General features: G+C 32.8%; 20 protein-coding genes. 19 read left to right on the top strand and 1 reads right to left on the bottom strand.

Going from position 1 to position 18,153, the window contains the following annotated elements:
* Positions 1 to 3: 3 nt before the first annotated feature.
* The 5 genes from CD035_RS11190 to CD035_RS11170 are packed head-to-tail and all read left to right on the top strand — an operon-like array spanning position 4 to position 4,287.
* The gene (locus CD035_RS11190; RefSeq protein ID WP_048542498.1) at positions 4 to 684 is read left to right on the top strand and encodes a response regulator transcription factor; all 681 of its coding nucleotides are present in this window, start codon (positions 4 to 6) and stop codon (positions 682 to 684) included.
* Positions 674 to 2,059 carry a sensor histidine kinase gene (locus tag CD035_RS11185; protein WP_048542504.1) on the top strand — a complete coding sequence of 462 codons (1,386 nt, stop codon included), beginning with the start codon at positions 674 to 676 and terminating at the stop codon, positions 2,057 to 2,059. Before CD035_RS11190 ends, CD035_RS11185 begins: the two co-directional genes overlap by 11 nt.
* A 58-nt stretch (positions 2,060 to 2,117) precedes the next feature.
* Entirely contained in the window at positions 2,118 to 2,993 is an 876-nt protein-coding gene (gene rsgA, locus CD035_RS11180; RefSeq protein ID WP_048542506.1) for a ribosome small subunit-dependent GTPase A, read from the top strand.
* Complete coding sequence (gene rpe, locus CD035_RS11175) at positions 2,993 to 3,640, top strand: ribulose-phosphate 3-epimerase (RefSeq protein WP_048542508.1); 648 nt, start codon at positions 2,993 to 2,995, stop codon at positions 3,638 to 3,640. The genes rsgA and rpe overlap by 1 nt, the downstream gene beginning before the upstream one ends.
* A gap of 2 nt (positions 3,641 to 3,642) precedes the next feature.
* Positions 3,643 to 4,287 (top strand): thiamine diphosphokinase, encoded by a 645-nt coding sequence (locus CD035_RS11170; RefSeq protein WP_048542510.1) that lies wholly within the window; start codon positions 3,643 to 3,645, stop codon positions 4,285 to 4,287.
* 54 nt (positions 4,288 to 4,341) lie between these two features.
* Here CD035_RS11170 and rpmB read toward each other — a convergent pair whose 3' ends face one another.
* Positions 4,342 to 4,530 (bottom strand): 50S ribosomal protein L28, encoded by a 189-nt coding sequence (rpmB, locus tag CD035_RS11165; protein ID WP_017000124.1) that lies wholly within the window; start codon positions 4,528 to 4,530, stop codon positions 4,342 to 4,344.
* Between the two features lie 311 nt (positions 4,531 to 4,841).
* Here rpmB and CD035_RS11160 point away from each other — a divergent pair, with 311 nt between their 5' ends.
* From CD035_RS11160 to rnc, 14 genes are all read left to right on the top strand, one after another.
* The gene (locus CD035_RS11160) at positions 4,842 to 5,216 is read left to right on the top strand and encodes an Asp23/Gls24 family envelope stress response protein (protein ID WP_016911554.1); all 375 of its coding nucleotides are present in this window, start codon (positions 4,842 to 4,844) and stop codon (positions 5,214 to 5,216) included.
* 15 nt (positions 5,217 to 5,231) lie between these two features.
* Positions 5,232 to 6,890 (top strand): fatty acid kinase catalytic subunit FakA, encoded by a 1,659-nt coding sequence (gene fakA, locus CD035_RS11155; protein ID WP_048542513.1) that lies wholly within the window; start codon positions 5,232 to 5,234, stop codon positions 6,888 to 6,890.
* A 127-nt stretch (positions 6,891 to 7,017) separates the two neighbouring features.
* Positions 7,018 to 7,683 (top strand): L-serine ammonia-lyase, iron-sulfur-dependent subunit beta, encoded by a 666-nt coding sequence (gene sdaAB / locus CD035_RS11150; RefSeq protein WP_025904553.1) that lies wholly within the window; start codon positions 7,018 to 7,020, stop codon positions 7,681 to 7,683.
* A gap of 13 nt (positions 7,684 to 7,696) precedes the next feature.
* Positions 7,697 to 8,566, top strand: a complete 870-nt coding sequence (gene sdaAA, locus CD035_RS11145) for an L-serine ammonia-lyase, iron-sulfur-dependent, subunit alpha (RefSeq protein WP_048542515.1) — start codon at positions 7,697 to 7,699, stop codon at positions 8,564 to 8,566.
* Between the two features lie 143 nt (positions 8,567 to 8,709).
* Positions 8,710 to 10,749, top strand: coding sequence for an ATP-dependent DNA helicase RecG (gene recG / locus CD035_RS11140; RefSeq protein WP_048542517.1), 2,040 nt, complete (start codon positions 8,710 to 8,712; stop codon positions 10,747 to 10,749).
* 58 nt (positions 10,750 to 10,807) lie between these two features.
* Positions 10,808 to 11,428 carry a class A sortase gene (locus CD035_RS11135; protein ID WP_048542520.1) on the top strand — a complete coding sequence of 207 codons (621 nt, stop codon included), beginning with the start codon at positions 10,808 to 10,810 and terminating at the stop codon, positions 11,426 to 11,428.
* Positions 11,429 to 12,324: 896 nt separating this feature from the next.
* Positions 12,325 to 12,894: a transcription factor FapR gene (gene fapR, locus CD035_RS11130; RefSeq protein ID WP_025905295.1), complete on the top strand. Its 570-nt coding sequence runs from the start codon at positions 12,325 to 12,327 to the stop codon at positions 12,892 to 12,894.
* A complete protein-coding gene (plsX, locus tag CD035_RS11125; RefSeq protein WP_048542522.1) occupies positions 12,887 to 13,873 on the top strand; it encodes a phosphate acyltransferase PlsX in 987 nt (328 codons plus the stop codon). Before fapR ends, plsX begins: the two co-directional genes overlap by 8 nt.
* Entirely contained in the window at positions 13,866 to 14,786 is a 921-nt protein-coding gene (gene fabD / locus CD035_RS11120; RefSeq protein WP_048542524.1) for an ACP S-malonyltransferase, read from the top strand. Before plsX ends, fabD begins: the two co-directional genes overlap by 8 nt.
* On the top strand, positions 14,786 to 15,523 hold the full coding sequence (fabG, locus tag CD035_RS11115; RefSeq protein ID WP_048542526.1) for a 3-oxoacyl-[acyl-carrier-protein] reductase: 738 nt from the start codon (positions 14,786 to 14,788) through the stop codon (positions 15,521 to 15,523). The genes fabD and fabG overlap by 1 nt, the downstream gene beginning before the upstream one ends.
* Before the next feature lie 87 nt (positions 15,524 to 15,610).
* Entirely contained in the window at positions 15,611 to 15,844 is a 234-nt protein-coding gene (locus CD035_RS11110) for an acyl carrier protein (protein WP_017000113.1), read from the top strand.
* Between the two features lie 319 nt (positions 15,845 to 16,163).
* Positions 16,164 to 16,394, top strand: a complete 231-nt coding sequence (locus CD035_RS11105; RefSeq protein WP_048542528.1) for a hypothetical protein — start codon at positions 16,164 to 16,166, stop codon at positions 16,392 to 16,394.
* 241 nt (positions 16,395 to 16,635) lie between these two features.
* Positions 16,636 to 17,259: a CHAP domain-containing protein gene (locus CD035_RS11100; protein WP_048542530.1), complete on the top strand. Its 624-nt coding sequence runs from the start codon at positions 16,636 to 16,638 to the stop codon at positions 17,257 to 17,259.
* 167 nt (positions 17,260 to 17,426) lie between these two features.
* Positions 17,427 to 18,146: a ribonuclease III gene (rnc, locus tag CD035_RS11095; RefSeq protein ID WP_048542532.1), complete on the top strand. Its 720-nt coding sequence runs from the start codon at positions 17,427 to 17,429 to the stop codon at positions 18,144 to 18,146.
* Positions 18,147 to 18,153 lie beyond the last annotated feature (7 nt).

The following is an 18,153-nucleotide window of genomic DNA, read 5'->3' as shown; positions in this document are numbered from 1 at the left end:
GACATGGTAACTTGTTTAGTTGTAGATGATGATAAATTTATCTTAAATGATTTGAAGCGAGAAATTGAACGTGAACATATAAATGTTATAACAAGTCTCAGTGGTGAGGAAGCTATAGAAGTTGTAGAGCATAAATATATTGATATTGCTGTTGTAGATATTATGATGCCAGGTATGGACGGCTTTGAATTGTGTCAAATACTTAAGGATAGTTTTGATATTCCAGTTATCATGTTAACGGCAAGAGATGAGTTGAGTGATAAAGAAAATGCATTTCTCGCTGGAACAGATGATTATGTGACAAAACCATTTGAAATTAAAGAGTTAATATTTAGAATAAAAGCTGTTCTACGCAGGTTTAAAATTAATTCATCCAATGAACTTCAAATAGGTAATACACATATCAATAGTGTTGATATGGAAATAACGATTAATCAGAAAACAATGCTTTTACCAAAGAAAGAATTTGCATTACTAGATTATTTAATGCGTAACAAAGATAAAGTATTACAACGAGACAAAATTATTGAAGTTGTATGGGGTATTGATTTCGAAGGAGACGAACGAACGCTTGATGTACATATTAAACGTATTAGAAAGCGATTAGAAAAGTTAGAGAGTGATGTCTTGATTAAAACCGTCAGAGGCGTTGGTTACAAGGCGGTGCTTGCTCATGAGGTTTAAGTCTTTAGCTCAACGAATAACGATTTATACAATAGTTGTGATGCTCGTAAGTGCTATTTTAGGTTTCATTCTTACAAATATTTATTATCATATAGATTTAAAAGAAAAAAATGACCACAAAGTGTTTAATACTTTAAAAGATGTTCAAGATTATATTGATCATGATAATGAAATGTCGTTGGATAATTATTTAAATCACTTAAGCGAGCTACATTATCAAGCTGTATTGTATAATGATAAGTTGAAACCGACTTATTATGGTGATAACTTTAGAAAATATAATTTAGACAACCAAGCTGTTGAAGATGTATTAGACGGTAAAACGTATCATGGTATTAAGAATAGACCGTTTAATATTTTTATTACAGGATTCTTTGATAATGAAACGAGAAACACTGTCGGTATAAAGATTCAACATCAAGGTGCTGAGTATGCGTTATTCTTGAGACCTAGTGTGGGTTCCATGTTAGGCGAATTTAGAATATTTTTAGCGATATTGCTTGTATTGCTTGTCGTAATTTCATTAGTACTCGTGCTCTTCTCAAGTTATTCATTAGCAAACCCAATTAGACGACTTATGAAGACGACTGAATCATTAAGAAAAGGTGACTTTGATGTCGATATCAAAGTAACACGTGACGATGAAATAGGTATATTACAACACCGATTTATTAAGATGAGAGATGAACTTAAACAGCTAGAAATGATGAGACAATCCTTTGTTCAAAATGTATCTCATGAAATTAAATCTCCGCTACAGTCTATTTTAAGTTTATTAAGAGAACTTGAACATGAACAAGATGAATATAAAAGAACACAAATTATAGAAGATATATATGCTAGGGCATATCGTTTGAGTAATTTAACGAAACAATTATTGTTGTTATCTGAGTTAGATAATAGTGAGCATTTATCATTTAATGAAACTGTACATGTTCAAAAAGTCGTTAAAGAAGTCGTTCAAAATCTGAATTTCTTATTAGAAGACAATGAAATTTCAGTTCTATTTGATATGGATGATTTAACTATTAAAGGTAATCATAAATTACTTTATCAAGCACTTTATAATATACTAAATAATGCTATTAAATACTCACCAGAACATAGTATGATACAAATTGATCTAAAAGAACAAAATGAATTTGTACAAGTTTCGATTATTGATGAAGGTTATGGTATGACTGAGAAACAGCTGAAACATATTAAAGATCGATTTTATAAAGGTGATCAATCTCATAATGTACATGTTGATAGTAACGGTCTAGGGTTATCGATTGTTGATTCAATTATTGAACATCATGATGCTCAAATCTTCTTCGAAAGTGAAGTCGATAAAGGGACAGAAGTAACGATTTTGTTTAAGCAACATAAATAATTGATTATTTAAGCAGTATGATTTGGTATAATTAAAATAAAATGAGGTAGGTGTTATATTGAAAACTGGTCGTATTATTAAATCAATAAGTGGAGATTATTCAGTACAAGCTGACGATGGTATATATATTACGAGAGCTCGAGGATTATTCAGAAAGAAGAAGACATCTCCAGTTGTCGGAGATATAGTTGATTTTCAAGTTGAAAATGAAACGGGTGGCTATATTCAACATATTCATGAACGTGAGAATATATTATTAAGACCCCCTGTTTCAAATATTCATAAAGTTATCGTCGTGATGAGTGCATCAGAACCAGCATTTAGTCAACAATTATTAGATAGATTTCTCGTAGTCGTTCATTCATACAATATTACACCTATAATATGTGTAACTAAAAAAGATCTCGCGACTGATGATGAAATTCAACAAATACAAGATAAATTAGCGCAATATCAATCAATTGGATATGAAACATTATTTATAGGTGATGATGATGATGTATCAAATGCGATTAAACCTTTAATTGACGGTATTATCGTGTTAAGTGGACAATCTGGTGTTGGTAAATCCACGATTATGAATAGATTGTTCGACGATTTGAATTTAGAAACGAACAAAATCTCAAAAGCACTTAATCGTGGTAAACATACGACAAGACATGTTGAATTGTATGAGTTAGAGGGTGGTTATTTAGCTGACACACCAGGATTTAGTGCATTAGACTTTTCACATATTGAAAAGGAAGATCTCGCAGATTTATTCCCAGAATTTGAAGCCATTAAATCACAGTGTAAATTTAGAAATTGTACGCACATTAATGAACCTAAATGTGCAGTAAAAGAACTAATTCAAGATAATCATTTTTATCAGTTAAGATATAAGCACTATTTGACATTATTCGAAGAAATTCAAAATAGAAAGGTAAGATATTAATGGTAAAAATAGCACCTTCACTTTTAGCTTGTGATTTTGCAGAATTAAAACAAGAAGTAACACGCGTTAAGGAATCTGGCGCAGACATTTTACATTTTGATGTAATGGATGGTCAGTTTGTACCAAATATATCGATTGGATTACCTATTTTAGAATCATTAAGAAAAGTAACAGATATGACGATTGATACACATTTAATGATCGAGAACCCAGAACAAATGATTGATGCGTTTTGTGAAGCGGGTAGTGACATGGTATCTGTTCATTACGAGGCGACACCACACATTCATAGAGCGATACAACAAATCAAAGCGCATGATAAGTTAGCTGGTGTTGTTATCAATCCTGGAACGCCTGTAGAATCATTATCGCAAATTTTAGGAGACGTGGACTTTGTTCTAATTATGACTGTGAATCCAGGATTTGGTGGTCAAAGCTTCATAGAATCTACGTTAAATAAAATTACTTGGTTAGACGAATATAGAAATGAACATGACTTAAACTTTGAAATTGAAGTTGATGGTGGTGTTAATGAAGAAACAGGTGCGTTATGTAAAGCACAAGGCGCAGACATATTAGTTGCAGGATCTTATTACTTCAAACATGAAGACTACAAAGAACCTGTACACAAATTAAAGGGTGATTAATCGTGAAAGTAAATCTATTATGTAGTATGCGTCATATCAATGAACATATACTTCAAGATGAAAAGCACATTGATTGGATAGGTGTAGATAGAGGCACAATTGAATTAATTAAACATGATATTAAGCCTGTTGCTGCAATAGGAGACTTTGATTCGGTATCAGATGAAGAGTATCAACAAATCATTGAACATATCGATATTGATCCGGTTAAGAAAGAAAAGGATGATACCGACCTTGCATTAGCGGTTAACTTAGCAGTTGAACTCGGATACGAAGAAATTAGAATATATGGTGCGACAGGTGGCAGATTAGATCATTTTATGGGTGCTGTTCAAATATTAACGAAACCAGAATTTCTGGAAGATAATATTCAAATCACGCTCGTAGATAAGCAAAATGAAATTACAGTATTAAAAGCAGGAAATCATCGAATTTCACAAGTAGAAGGTATGAAATATGTGTCCTTTATTCCGTTAAGTACGAATATTAGAATAAAATTAGAAGAATTTAAATATGATTTACCATTTACAACTTTGGCACAAGGCTCAACGTTAACGATTAGTAATGAGTTTAAAGAGGGGCATGAACATCCATTAGTGACAGTTGAACTTGGCAATATATTGATGGTACAAAGTAAAGATAAATAAAAAAAGAGAACCTTCCACACAAAGGTTCTCTTTATTATATGTGACTTATATTCATTAAACGCGTGTAACTTTACCTGATTTAAGCGCACGAGCTGAAACCCATACACGTTTAGGTTTACCGTCAACTAAGATTCTAACTTTTTGTAAATTAGCGTTCCAACGACGTTTGTTAGCATTTAATGCGTGAGAACGGTGGTTACCAGTTCTAGCTTTACGACCTGTTACGAAACATTCTTTAGCCATAAATATCCTCCTTTAATGAAATATAAATACACATTTATTTACGTTTACACACTTTAATAATATAACACGCACTTATAATTTATTCAACGGATTTTTTGTAAATTAGCGAAAAAATAATAACAAATTTCGCAAAAAGTATTTTAAAGTTCAATTTATTTGTTATAATAATATCTTGTGAAAACGTTGTATAAAAAACGTGATTAAAATGATGAATTCTTGCGATGTGAATGTGATATTAAGTATAATTAAACAGAACATATAAAAGTAGTTAATAAAACGAAAAAATTTAAATGTGTAGGAGGGACGTAATCATGACTTTAGAAATTACAAATGAGTATGGAAGTATCGATATTTCAAATGACGTTATTGCAACACTTGCTGGCGGAGCTGCTGTAGAATGTTATGGTATCGTTGGTATGGCAAGTAAACATCAAGTTAGAGATGGCATTGCAGAAATTCTTGGGCGTGATAATTATGCCAAAGGTGTTATTGTATCTCAAAACGAAGGTGTTCTTGATGTAGATATGTATATAATTGTGAGTTATGGTACGAAAATCTCAGAAATAGCAAACAATGTCCAATCTGCTGTTAAATATACTTTAGAACAATCATTAAATTTAAAAGTCAACGCAGTCAACATATATATCCAAGGTGTTAGAGTTATTAATGATGATGAGGAAGCATAGGGAGGCAAATACAGTATGAATAAGATTGACGGCAAATTGTTTGCTGATATGATCGTTCAAGGATCAGATAGTTTATCAAACAATGCAGATTTTGTAGATTCTTTAAATGTGTTTCCTGTACCAGACGGGGATACAGGAACAAATATGAATTTATCAATGTCATCAGGTGCAGCAGAGGTTAAATCTCATAGTAATGCACATATCGGTGAGGTTGGTAAAATATTTTCTAAAGGATTGTTAATGGGAGCAAGAGGTAACTCAGGTGTTATCTTATCTCAATTATTTAGAGGATTCTCAAAATCGATTGAGAATGAACAAGAAATTGATGCTCAACAATTCGCTAAAGCATTCCAATCAGGTGTAAATACAGCATATAAAGCTGTTATGAAACCAGTTGAAGGAACGATTTTAACAGTTGCGAGAGTAGCTGGAGAAGCGGCGGTTAAAGCTGCTGAATCAACAGAAGATGTTATTACAGTTATGGAAGCTGTAATTGAAGAAGGTCAAAAAGCATTAGAAAACACACCAAACCAACTACCAGTACTTAAAGAAGTAGGTGTAGTGGATAGTGGTGGACAAGGTTTAATGTTTGTTTATGAAGGCTTCTTAGCAACATTAAAAGGCGAAAAAATTCAACCAGCTAAAGAAAAAGTAGATACAGATGAATTTATCAATGATGACCACGATTTCGGTGGCGTTATGAATACTGAAGATATCGTCTACGGCTACTGTACAGAAATTATGGTTCGCTTTGGAAAAGATAAAAAAGCATTCGATGAAGAACAATTTAGAGAAGATATGAGTCAATTCGGTGATTCATTACTTGTAATCTCTGACGATGAAATTGCAAAAGTACATGTTCATTCTGAAACACCAGGCGAAGTATTATCATACGGAAGCCAATATGGTGAACTGATTAAAATTAAAATCGAAAACATGCGTGAACAACATAGAGAAGTACTTCGTAAAAGCGCAGATAAAAAGATAAAACAAGAACAGCAACAAGAACAAGAAGCAATTGACACAGCAGTTATTACAATTTCAATGGGTGACGGAATCACGACATTATTTAAATCACTTGGTGCAACACATGTCATCAGTGGTGGTCAAACAATGAATCCTTCAACAGAAGATATCGTAAAAGTTGTAAAACAATCAGGTTGTAAAAATGCAATCATCTTACCAAATAATAAAAATATTATTATGGCAGCTGAACAAGTTGAACATTTAGTTGATATACCTGTAGCTGTTGTAGCATCAAAAACAGTATCTCAAGGTCTGTCAGCAATGTTAAATCTTAACTTAGAGCAATCAATCGAAGAGAATAAAGCGCAAATGGAAGACGCAATGCGTTTTGTTAAATCAGGTTCCGTAACGTATGCTGTTAGAGATACAAATATAGATGGTATTACAATTAAAAAAGGTGAGTTCATGGGTATCCATGAAAGCAGCATTAAAGTAAGTGATGCTGACCACATAACAGCTAGTAAAAAGCTTATCGATGAAATGATTGATGAAGACAGTGAAATTTTAACTATTATTAAAGGTGAAGACGCTACTGATGAAGAAGTCGATCAATTAGTATCATATGTTGAAGAAAACTATGATGAAGTTGAAGTAGAAGTACATCAAGGTGACCAACCAATTTACTCATTCTTATTCTCAGTAGAATAATCTCAAGATAAAAGACAACAATGTTAAACAAAAGCGTTGTTGTCTTTTGTGTTGTAAAACGCTTACAAAACGAACGAAAGTTGTTATAATGGTATGGTGAAATTAAAAGAGAAACGAGTGATTATTGATGAAATATAGAAGTGTCTTTGACATTATTGGTCCAGTAATGGTCGGGCCATCTTCATCACATACTGCTGGTGCAGTAAGAATTGGATTAATAGCTAGAGGTTTATTTGATGGTAAACCAGAACATATTGATATATATTTATATGGGTCTTTCATGGAAACTTATAAAGGACATGGTACAGATGTTGCGTTAGTCGGTGGTATTTTAGGCTATGATACAGATGATGATCGAATCAAAACAAGTCTTCAAGATGCTGAGCAACAACAGATTGATGTAAACTTTATCGAAATGTTTGAAGAGCGATCACATCCAAACACTGCAATTATCAACATGAGAAATAAAGAAATGGAAATCTCAGTAGAAGGTATTTCAATTGGTGGTGGTAAAGTTGAAATCGTTGCGATAAATGGATTTCAAATTGCCATTAGTGGGAATTATCCTGCGTTACTTGTTTTTCATAAGGATACTTTTGGCACGATCGGGAAAGTGACCAATGTCTTTGGTGATTATCGTATTAATGTTGGTAGTATGCAAGTGGCCCGTAAAGAGAAAGGTGAACTTGCATTAATGACGTGTGAATTAGATGATGATATTCCACAAGAAGTCTTAAATAAAATTAAAGAAATTGATGGTGTACAAACAGTCACATTAATGGGGGAATCATAAAAGGAGGGTAATCATGTTTCAAAGTGTAAAAGAACTTATTGAAATTTGTGAAAGAGAAAATAAAAAAATATATGAAGTCATAATTGAACAAGAAATGCGCGTGTCTAAACTCTCTAAAGAAGAAGTTTATCAAAATATGGAACGTAATTTAGATACAATGGAAAAAGCCATTGAACGTGGTATCAATGGTGTAACTTCAACAACTGGTTTAACTGGAATGGATGCTGTACTTTTACAAGATTATTTAGAAAGTGGTCAATCACTTTCAGGTGATTTAATGATTGATGCAGTCAGTAAAGCTGTTGCGACGAACGAAGTGAATGCAGCAATGGGTAAAATATGTGCAACACCAACTGCCGGTTCCGCAGGGGTTGCGCCAGGTGTGTTATTTGCGCTGAAAAAAAGACTAAATCCAACTAGAGAAGATATGTTACATTTCTTATTTACAACAGGTGCATTTGGATTTGTTGTTGCGAATAACGCATCTATATCAGGTGCGGCTGGTGGTTGCCAAGCTGAAGTTGGTTCAGCAGCTGCGATGAGCGCTGCTGCAACAGTAGAAATGGCTGGCGGTACACCTCAACAATCTGCAGAAGCATTTGCAATTAGCTTAAAAAATATGTTAGGACTTGTTTGTGATCCAGTTGCAGGTTTAGTAGAAGTACCTTGTGTTAAGAGAAACGCTGCAGGTGCTTCAAATGCAATTATTTCAGCTGATATGGCTTTAGCAGGTGTGAAATCAAGAATTCCTACTGATGAAGTAATAGAAGCTATGTATAAAATTGGCCAAACAATGCCTTCAGCACTACGTGAAACAGGTCGTGGTGGTCTAGCAGGTACGCCAACAGGTGAAAGATTAAAACAAGAGATATTTGGAAATTAACGAAAATATCAACATAAAGGCTGGGACATAATTTATTGTCCTGGCCTTTATATTTTTGTATAAATCTCATTTCGGTGAATTCGATTGGTTTATATCATATATTTGTTCTATAATTAGAGTATTAATAAATATAGGTGATAAAAATGAATAAGCAACATCTGATATATACAGAGCGAACTTTGCAAGAACTTAAAGGTGTTGGACCAAAAAGTTTACAGTTATTAAATGAATTAAATATCTATACATTAGAAGATTTAGTGTTGTATTTACCAACACGTTACGAAGATGAATCTGTCATTAATTTAAATGAAGCAACTGATGGTGATGTTGTCACTGTTACTGGAGAAGTGTATTCTAGTCCGACTGTTGCATTTTTTGGTAGAAATAAATCTAAATTAACGTGTCACATGCTAATTGATCAAATTGCCGTTAAAGTCACTTTCTTTAATCAACCTTATTTGAAAAAAAGGCTTGTAATGGGTGAATCAGTTACAATCAAAGGTAAATGGGATCAAAAGAAACAAATTATTGCTGGTCAAAAAGTAATGGCTGAAAAAGAAGACGGTGGAAATGCGTTAACACCTATTTATCGATTAAAAGAAGGCTTAAAACAAAAACAACTTAATAAATACATTGAACAAGCATTGCAACTTGTTGAAATTGATGAATGGTTATCACCAAGTTTAATGGATAAGTACAAATTAATGCCATTAAAAGATGTCATTCCAATTTTACATAAACCACTTCAATTTAATCACCTTAAATTAGCACGACGAACATTTTCATTTAATGAATTATTCTTATTTCAGTTAAAGATGAAATGGTTAAGCAAATTAGAAAAAGAGTCTAATAAAATAGAAGGTTTAAATTATGATGTCAATGCGATAAAATCTTTTATCGAAACATTACCATTTGAATTAACAGATGCTCAGAAAAATAGTGTGAATGAAATTTTTAGAGATTTAAAAGCACCTATTAAAATGCATCGATTATTACAAGGTGATGTAGGTTCGGGTAAAACGGTTGTTGCAGCTATCGCGATTTATGCAATGTTTAATGCTGGTAAGCAAAGTGCACTTATGGTTCCGACAGCTATATTAGCTGAACAACATGCGATCAGCTTAGATGAGTTATTTGGTGGACAATTGAATGTCGCTTTATTAACAAGTTCAGTTAAAGGTAAAAAAAGAAAATTATTACTTGAACAGTTAGAAGCAGGAGAAGTTGACGTCATTGTAGGTACGCATGCACTTATACAAGATGACGTGGCATTTAATGACATTGGATTAGTTATCATTGATGAACAACATCGATTTGGTGTAAATCAGCGTAAGAAGTTGCGTGAAAAAGGTGCAGATACAAATGTCTTGTTTATGACAGCAACACCAATACCGAGAACATTGTCTATCTCTGCATTCGGTGAAATGGATGTAACATCGATTAAACAAATGCCTAAAGGTAGAAAAGAAATTTTGACGTCATGGGCAAAACATGAAGAAATTGATCATGTATTAAATCAGCTAAATGGAGAAATATTAAAAGGTCGACAAGCATATGTCATTTGTCCATTAATAGAAGAAAGTGAAGCGTTAGATGTTCAAAATGTGGTCGCAATCTATGAGCAATTACAGTTACGTTTCGGTGCTGATAAAGTTGGACTTGTACATGGTAAAATGAATGCAGATGAAAAAGATGAAATCATGAATAAATTTAGTAATAATGAAATCGCGATATTAGTTTCTACAACTGTAGTTGAAGTTGGAGTGAACGTACCTAATGCAACATTTATGATTATTTATGATGCCGACCGCTTTGGTTTATCTACGTTACATCAATTAAGAGGTCGTGTTGGTAGAAGTCATCATCAAAGTTACTGTACTTTAGTAGCATCACCCAAAACTGAGAGTGGTGTAGAACGTATGCACATTATGACTGAATCCACAGACGGCTTTTATTTATCGGAACGAGATTTGGAAATGAGAGGACCTGGTGACTTCTTTGGCGTTAAACAAAGTGGTTTGCCTGATTTCAGAGTTGCAAATATCGTAGAGGATTATAGAATGTTAGAAGTCGCAAGAGATGAAGCGAGTGAATTAGTTCAATCAGGTGAATTTTTCAAACCTGAATATGATAAATTGAGATTATTAGTACAAGAATCTATGTCAGAACAAAATTTTGATTGACATTGGTACACGTATTGTATAAATTTGAATTACCATATTTTGAGAGTAGGTTAGAAACATGAGATGGTTATATAAAATTATAGGTATCTTATTAATCATGACGGCAATATCTATTTTCTTCTGGAATGATATTAGAACTTATTTTACAGACCGTGTTAATGATAAGGTCATCGAGTCGTATGTAAATCATGATGACAGCGTTAAAATAAATCCAATAGAATCATGGATTACTAAAACAGAAACAGATAACTTAAAAGTAAATGAACATATGGTTGGTTATTTAAAAGTACCAGCAGCAGATATATCAGAGCCAATATTTAAAGGGCCAGCAACAGAACAAAATTTAAAAAATGGTTTGTCATTAGTAGATGAGAATGAACAGTTAAGTGAGCAGAATGTCGCAATAGCAGGACATCGTGTAGAAGGCGCAGGAATAAGATTTAACTATCTCGATCGCGCAAAAGTTGGCGATAAAGTAGAACTCATCACATTAAAAGGTAAAAAAACATATAAAATTAAAAATATTAAAAATGTTAAACCAAATCAAGTGGAAGTATTAGATGAACATAAAGGTAAACCGAATCAATTAACGTTAATAACATGTGATAATTATAATCCAGATACATTATTGTTCGAAGAGCGCATGATATTTACAGCAGTAGAAGAAAATGCAGCATAACTTTGAGAGGGAAGAGCAAAATTTGAAATTTTGCTCTTTTTTTGTTGGAAGAAATGAGTTGGATGAAGTGGATATGAGAGGTCGGAGGGAGGATTCAAGATTTTGGTGTGGAGGATTCGAGATATAGTTGGATGGATTCGTGGAGGGCGAAAGGAGAATTTGAGATATTCTAAAAGATGTGAGTTAAAGAAGTAATAAACTCACATCTTATCAAAAGTTAAATGATTATTTAGAAATGAACATTTTTGATTACATAAAAAATCGACCAAGTCGTAGCTTAACTTCCTAATAAAGCTAAGAGATTAATCAAGTCATGGCTTAAGTCCTACATAAAGCCAAGAAATCGACCAAGTTGTAGCTTAACTTCTTAATAAAGCCAAGAGATAGTTCAAGTCGTAGCTTAACTTCTTAATAAAGCCAAGAGATAGTTCAAGTCGTAGCTTAACTTCCTAATAAAGCTAAGAGATTAATCAAGTCATGGCTTAAGTCCTACATAAAGCCAAGAAATCGACCAAGTCGTAGCTTAACTTCCTAATAAAGCCAAGAGATAGTTCAAGTCGTAGCTTAACTTCTTAATAAAGCTAAGAGATTAATCAAGTCATGGCATAAGTCCTGCATTAAGCCATGAGTTTCTCCAATCCAATCCCCTCGAATCCAAGGTCTAATCTCCCCCAACTCCAACACCTAAACAATCCCAACCTCCCCAATTTCACTCATTCCACCTAGTCTTTACATCTTATTATGTAAGTCTTATGACCAAATTTGTAAATTTCGTTCTTTTTTATTGTATAATTTGTTGAGTATATTGTTATACCCGTGTTAGTATAAGTAAGGTAGGTCATGATAGCAGGTGCTAATTTTAGCTATAAGTACATAATAGAATGGATTTGGATGAAATGAAATTATCAAAAGCAGATCGCCAGAGGGAATTAACAAATCGTTTGAAAGCTGAACCTTTCATAACTGACGAAACTTTAAGTGAATATTTTAAAGTAAGCATCCAAACTATTAGACTGGATAGAATGGAGCTAGGTATTCCAGAATTAAGACGCCGCATCAAAGATGTAGCAACACAAAATCATGATGAAATTAAATCATTACCCATTGAAGATGTCATTGGGGAAATTATAGATATTGAACTAGATAAATCAGCAATATCTATTATAGATATTAAGGAAGAACATGTTTTTACACGTAACGGTATTGCTAGAGGACACTATTTATTTGCCCAAGCTAACTCATTATGTGTAGCATTGATTAATGATGAATTAGCATTAACAACTAAAAGTAATGTTCAATTCAAAAAATCAGTAAAACTAAATGAAAGAGTCATTGCTAAAGCTACTGTGATTCATAAATCGAAACATATAGCTAAAGTAGATGTCACAAGCACTGTTCATGGAGAAACTGTTTTCCAAGGACAATTTGAAATGTATTATTCGAGCGAGGGTGAAAATAATGGTTAAGATTGCGATAGATATGATGGGCGGAGATGACGCGCCAGGTATCGTAATAGAAGCGGTTAAACAAGCAGTTAATGATTTTCCAGATTTAGAGATTTTGTTATATGGTGATGAAAAACAATTTGATTACAAACATGAACGTATCACCTTTTATCATACTGATGAAAAGATAACAATGGATGACGAACCTGTTAGATCAATTAAGAAAAAGAAAAATGCTTCAATGGTTTTAATGGCAAATGCTGTTAAAGAAGGTAAAGCTGAAGCATGTGTATCAGCTGGTAATACTGGTGCGCTAATGAGTAGTGGTTTATTTATTGTCGGCAGAATAAAAGGTATTGAAAGACCCGCATTAGTTGCGACTTTCCCGACAGTGACAGGTAAAGGATTTGTATTTTTAGATATTGGTGCAAACTCAGATGCTAAACCTGAACATCTTGTGCAATATGCTAAAATGGGTGAAATTTATGCCAAACAAATTAGAAGTATTGAAAAACCTTCATTAGCACTTTTGAATATTGGTACTGAAGAATCAAAAGGTAATGCTTTAACGAAAAAGACTTATCAATTACTTAAAGAAGAACAATTTGATAACTTTATTGGAAATGTTGAAGCAAAATCTTTATTGTTAGATGCATGTGATGTCGTTGTATCAGATGGTTATAACGGTAACATGGTGTTAAAAACAATCGAAGGAACAGCGACAGGTATATTTAAAATGTTAAAAGAAGCGATGACTGCTTCAACTAAAAATAAACTTGCTGCACTTACTTTGAAAAAAGATATTAAAAAGATTAGCAATAAAATGGACTATGCAGAATACGGTGGTTCAGTCCTATTAGGATTAAATGGTGTTGTTGTTAAGGCACACGGATCATCAGATCAACGTGCATTCTATAATGCAATTAAACAAGCTAAGCTAGCTGCAGATACTAAAATAGTAGATAAAATGAAGAAAGCAGTAGGTGAAATAAATGAGTAAAGTTGCAATCATGTTCCCTGGTCAAGGGTCACAAAAAGTAGGAATGGCAGAAGATTTATATCAAGAAGAAATTAATGCAACATCAATTCTAGAAAGAGCAAATGAATCTTTATCATTTGATTTACTTGAAATTATGTTTAAAGATCCAGAAGAAATTCTTGGATTAACTGAATATACACAACCAGCATTGTTAACGCATAGTTCAGCTTTAATGAATGCTTTAAAAGATTTAAATTATGACTACGCATTAGGACATAGTTTAGGTGAATATTCAGCATTAGTATCAGAAGGTGTATTAAAGTTTGAAGATGCCGTTCAAATCGTACATAAACGTGGTACATTAATGTCTGAAGCTTTTCCACAAGGTGTAGGTTCTATGGCTGCGGTATTAGGTTTAGACATTGAAAAAGTGAGAGAAATCTGTGAACAATTATCAACAGAGGACAAACTTATTGAACCAGCAAACATCAATTGTCCAGGTCAAATCGTTGTATCTGGTCATGCAGAACTCATTGATAAACTTGCAGCTGAAGGTAAAACACTTGGTGCTAAACGTGTTATGCCATTAAAAGTTTCAGGTCCATTTCATTCTTCAATGATGAAAACTATAGCAGATGATTTTGAAAACTACATTAATCAATTTGAGTGGAAAGATGCTGAACACCCAATTGTACAAAATGTATATGCTAAACCTGAAACAGATCATGAAGTTATTAAAGCGAACATGGTTAAACAATTATTCTCACCAGTTGAATTCAGTCAATCTGTTGAGTATTTAATTGATCAAGGTGTAGATCACTTTATCGAAGTCGGTCCTAACAAAGTATTATCTGGGTTAGTTAAAAAAATTAGTCGTGATGTTAAAATAACATCAATTCAAACAATTGATGATATTAAAGGATGGAATGAATAATGACAAAAACAGCTATCGTTACAGGTGCTTCTAGAGGTATTGGTCGTAAAATTGCATTAGAACTTGGTAAAGAAGGTTACAATGTAGTTGTGAACTATGCAGGAAATAAAGAAAAAGCAGAAGAAGTCGTTTCTGAAATTAAATCATTTGGTGTAGAATCATTTGCATTTCAAGCAAACGTAAGTGAGCAAGATGAAGTAAAAGCTATGATTAAAGAAACAACATCTCAATTTGGTACTATTGATGTATTAGTCAATAATGCAGGTATTACAAGAGATAATTTATTGATGCGTATGAAACAAGACGAATGGGATGACGTGATCAATACAAACTTAAAAGGTGTATTTAACTGTGTTCAAGCAGTAACTAGACCTATGTTAAAACAAAAATCTGGTCGCATCATTAACTTATCAAGTGTTGTAGGTTCACTAGGAAACGCAGGACAAGTGAACTATGTAGCAACTAAATCAGGTGTTGAAGGTATGACAAGAACATTTGCTAGAGAATTAGCATCTAGAGGCATTACTTGTAATGCAGTTGCACCAGGATTTATCGTATCAGATATGACAGATCAATTATCTGATGAATTAAAAGAACAAATGAAGTCACAAATTCCACTTGCACGATTTGGAGAAGATAGTGATATTGCACATACAGTAGCATTTCTTGCAAGTGATAAAGCAAGCTATATTACTGGCCAAACAATTCACGTTAATGGCGGAATGTATATGCAATAAAAGCTACTTTTATAGTAGAATAGGATAGTAAGAGAAATTGCATTTCTTATTATATAAGATTTAAATCATTTAAAGGAGGTGAATGGAATGGCAAGTTTCGACAAAGTTAAAGACATTATTGTAGATCGTCTAGGTGTAGACGCTGAAAAAGTAACGCCTGAAGCTTCATTTAAAGATGATTTAGGTGCTGATTCTTTAGATATCGCTGAATTAGTAATGGAATTAGAAGATGAATTTGATATGGAAATCCCTGATGAGGAAGCAGAAAAAATCAACACAGTTGGTGACGCTGTAAAATATATTGAATCATTAGAAAAATAATTCATATTACAAAAGCCCGTATACTAATGGTTACGGGCTTTTTATTATTATGTAAAAATGAAAAAGAGCTAATCTTCTAAAATTATTGGAGATTTTATATATGATAAGACAAAGTAAAAATATTACGACCTTAATTGGTGGGGCATTTTTGTTTTCTCAACAAGTGTTATAATGAATTTTAATAAAGAGTAGGGGGCGATTTGATGAAAGTTTTTAATGATTTCGCATCAACATGGGATATAGAGGATTCAAGAAAATAAAGATAATACCTATATCTCAATCAAAATTAAAAAAACGATTGATATAGGAGCGCATAAATATGAAGAATATTGATAATCGTAATAAGTTAGAAGAACAGCCATTTACGTTTAATATTACTAAAAAGAAAACGATAAGAATTTTTTATTTTGGTAAGCCAGTAACTATTTTAAAAAATTATAAAGCAGAGCAATTAATTGGTAGAATGGAAGATGTAGATTATGATGAATTTGAAGTTCAACTTTTATTAGCAAAAGCTACTGGTAACTTTAAACGTGGTAACGAAAAATAATAAGCGTAAATGACGATATTTAAGTTATATCCAATAATGGATCTGATTTAAGTTTCAGTTATTTAAATGGATTTGTTAGTTCGGTAAATGATGTTCATAGTAAAGGCCATTATATACTTTTAGTGGTCTTTTTGTAATCAATACTTAATCTTTATAACCTATCCAGTATACTTTATATATGATAAAATGTTTTAATATATTATTTATGAATATATATAATACATATTTATTAGGGGGATGTATGAAGATTAAAAGCAAATTATTGGTAGCAATTGCATTTACGAGCTTGACTGCATTGAATTTGAATTTGCATGCTGACGCTAAAGATGGCGGCGGTAGTGATACATCTAAAGATAAGACACCTAAGATACAGAACGTAGAGGTTGAACATAGAGATTATGATAAGAAATCGAGCAAGGTCCAAAAAGAAGTTGCGAAATCTTCAACGGCTGCCATGAATTATGTTTATTCATTGGAAGGCAAGGGTTGGGATTTTGATGGCTACTACGGTTGGCAATGTTTTGATTTAGTGAATTATTATTGGAATTATTTATATGGTCACGGTTTACACGGTGATTATGCAAAAGATATTCCAACTGCTAATAATTTTAGTGGTGAAGCAACAGTGTACAAAAATACACCATCATTTGTAGCACAACCTGGAGACGTTGTTGTATTTAATGAAGATTTCGGATCAGGTGCCGGACATACAGCGATTGTGTTAAACGGTAATGCGGACGGCAATGTGATGCAATTTACAAGTTTAGATCAAAACTGGTATGGTGGCGGCGCTGACAAGACAGAAGTTGCACAACGTATCACGCATGATTATGAAACTGAAATGTGGTTTATAAGACCAAATTAAGCAATCAATGATGATTACACAAAGTGAAATAGACGTCTGAACAATGCAATTTGTTCAGACGTTTTATATATTGTGTCAATGGATATTGTCGTTTATGATAATATTCTTTTTTTTTTATGAAATATAACGTAAAATAGATAGGAAACATAATATTAGGGAGGACAGGCATGGTTAAAAATAAAGCACAAATCATAGCACAATTTAAAGCTCAATTCGATGCGTTTATGAAAGAAATAGATATCGAATTTGAACAATATGATATTTATGTTCAAGCATTCTCGCATTCAAGTTTTATTAATGACTTTAAATTAGATAAATTAAGTCATAATGAACGTTTAGAATTCTTAGGAGACGCGGTGTTAGAATTGACGGTGTCACAGTTTTTATTTAAGAAATTTCCATTACTTCCAGAAGGTAAGCTCACTAAACTGCGCGCATCAATTGTATGTGAACCATCACTTGTAACATTTGCAATGAGTTTAAATATGAACGAATTACTTTTACTTGGTAAAGGTGAAGAAAAAACAGGTGGTCGTGAACGTCCATCATTAATCGCCGATGCATTCGAATCATTTATTGGTGCTTTGTATTTAGATAAAGGACTTGAAATTGTAGAGCAATTTTTAGAAAAAGTTGTATTTCCACATGTCGTTGATGAAAATTATACTGCAAATCGTGATTATAAAACAGAATTGCAGGAATATATGCATCGTCATAATAAAGGTAATATTACGTATCATTTATTAGATGAAAGTGGTCCAGCACATCACAAGATGTTTACTTCTGAAGTACTATTAAATGGCAAACCTTTAGAAACAGGAAAAGGTAGAACGAAAAAAGAATCAGAACAAAATGCTGCTAAAAAAGCGTTGAATAATGGTCAATAAGGGGTAG

Origin of the sequence: Mammaliicoccus sciuri, from assembly GCF_002901825.1 — a bacterium.
GTDB lineage: Bacteria > Bacillota > Bacilli > Staphylococcales > Staphylococcaceae > Mammaliicoccus > Mammaliicoccus sciuri.
This window is presented reverse-complemented; position numbering and strand designations above follow the sequence as displayed.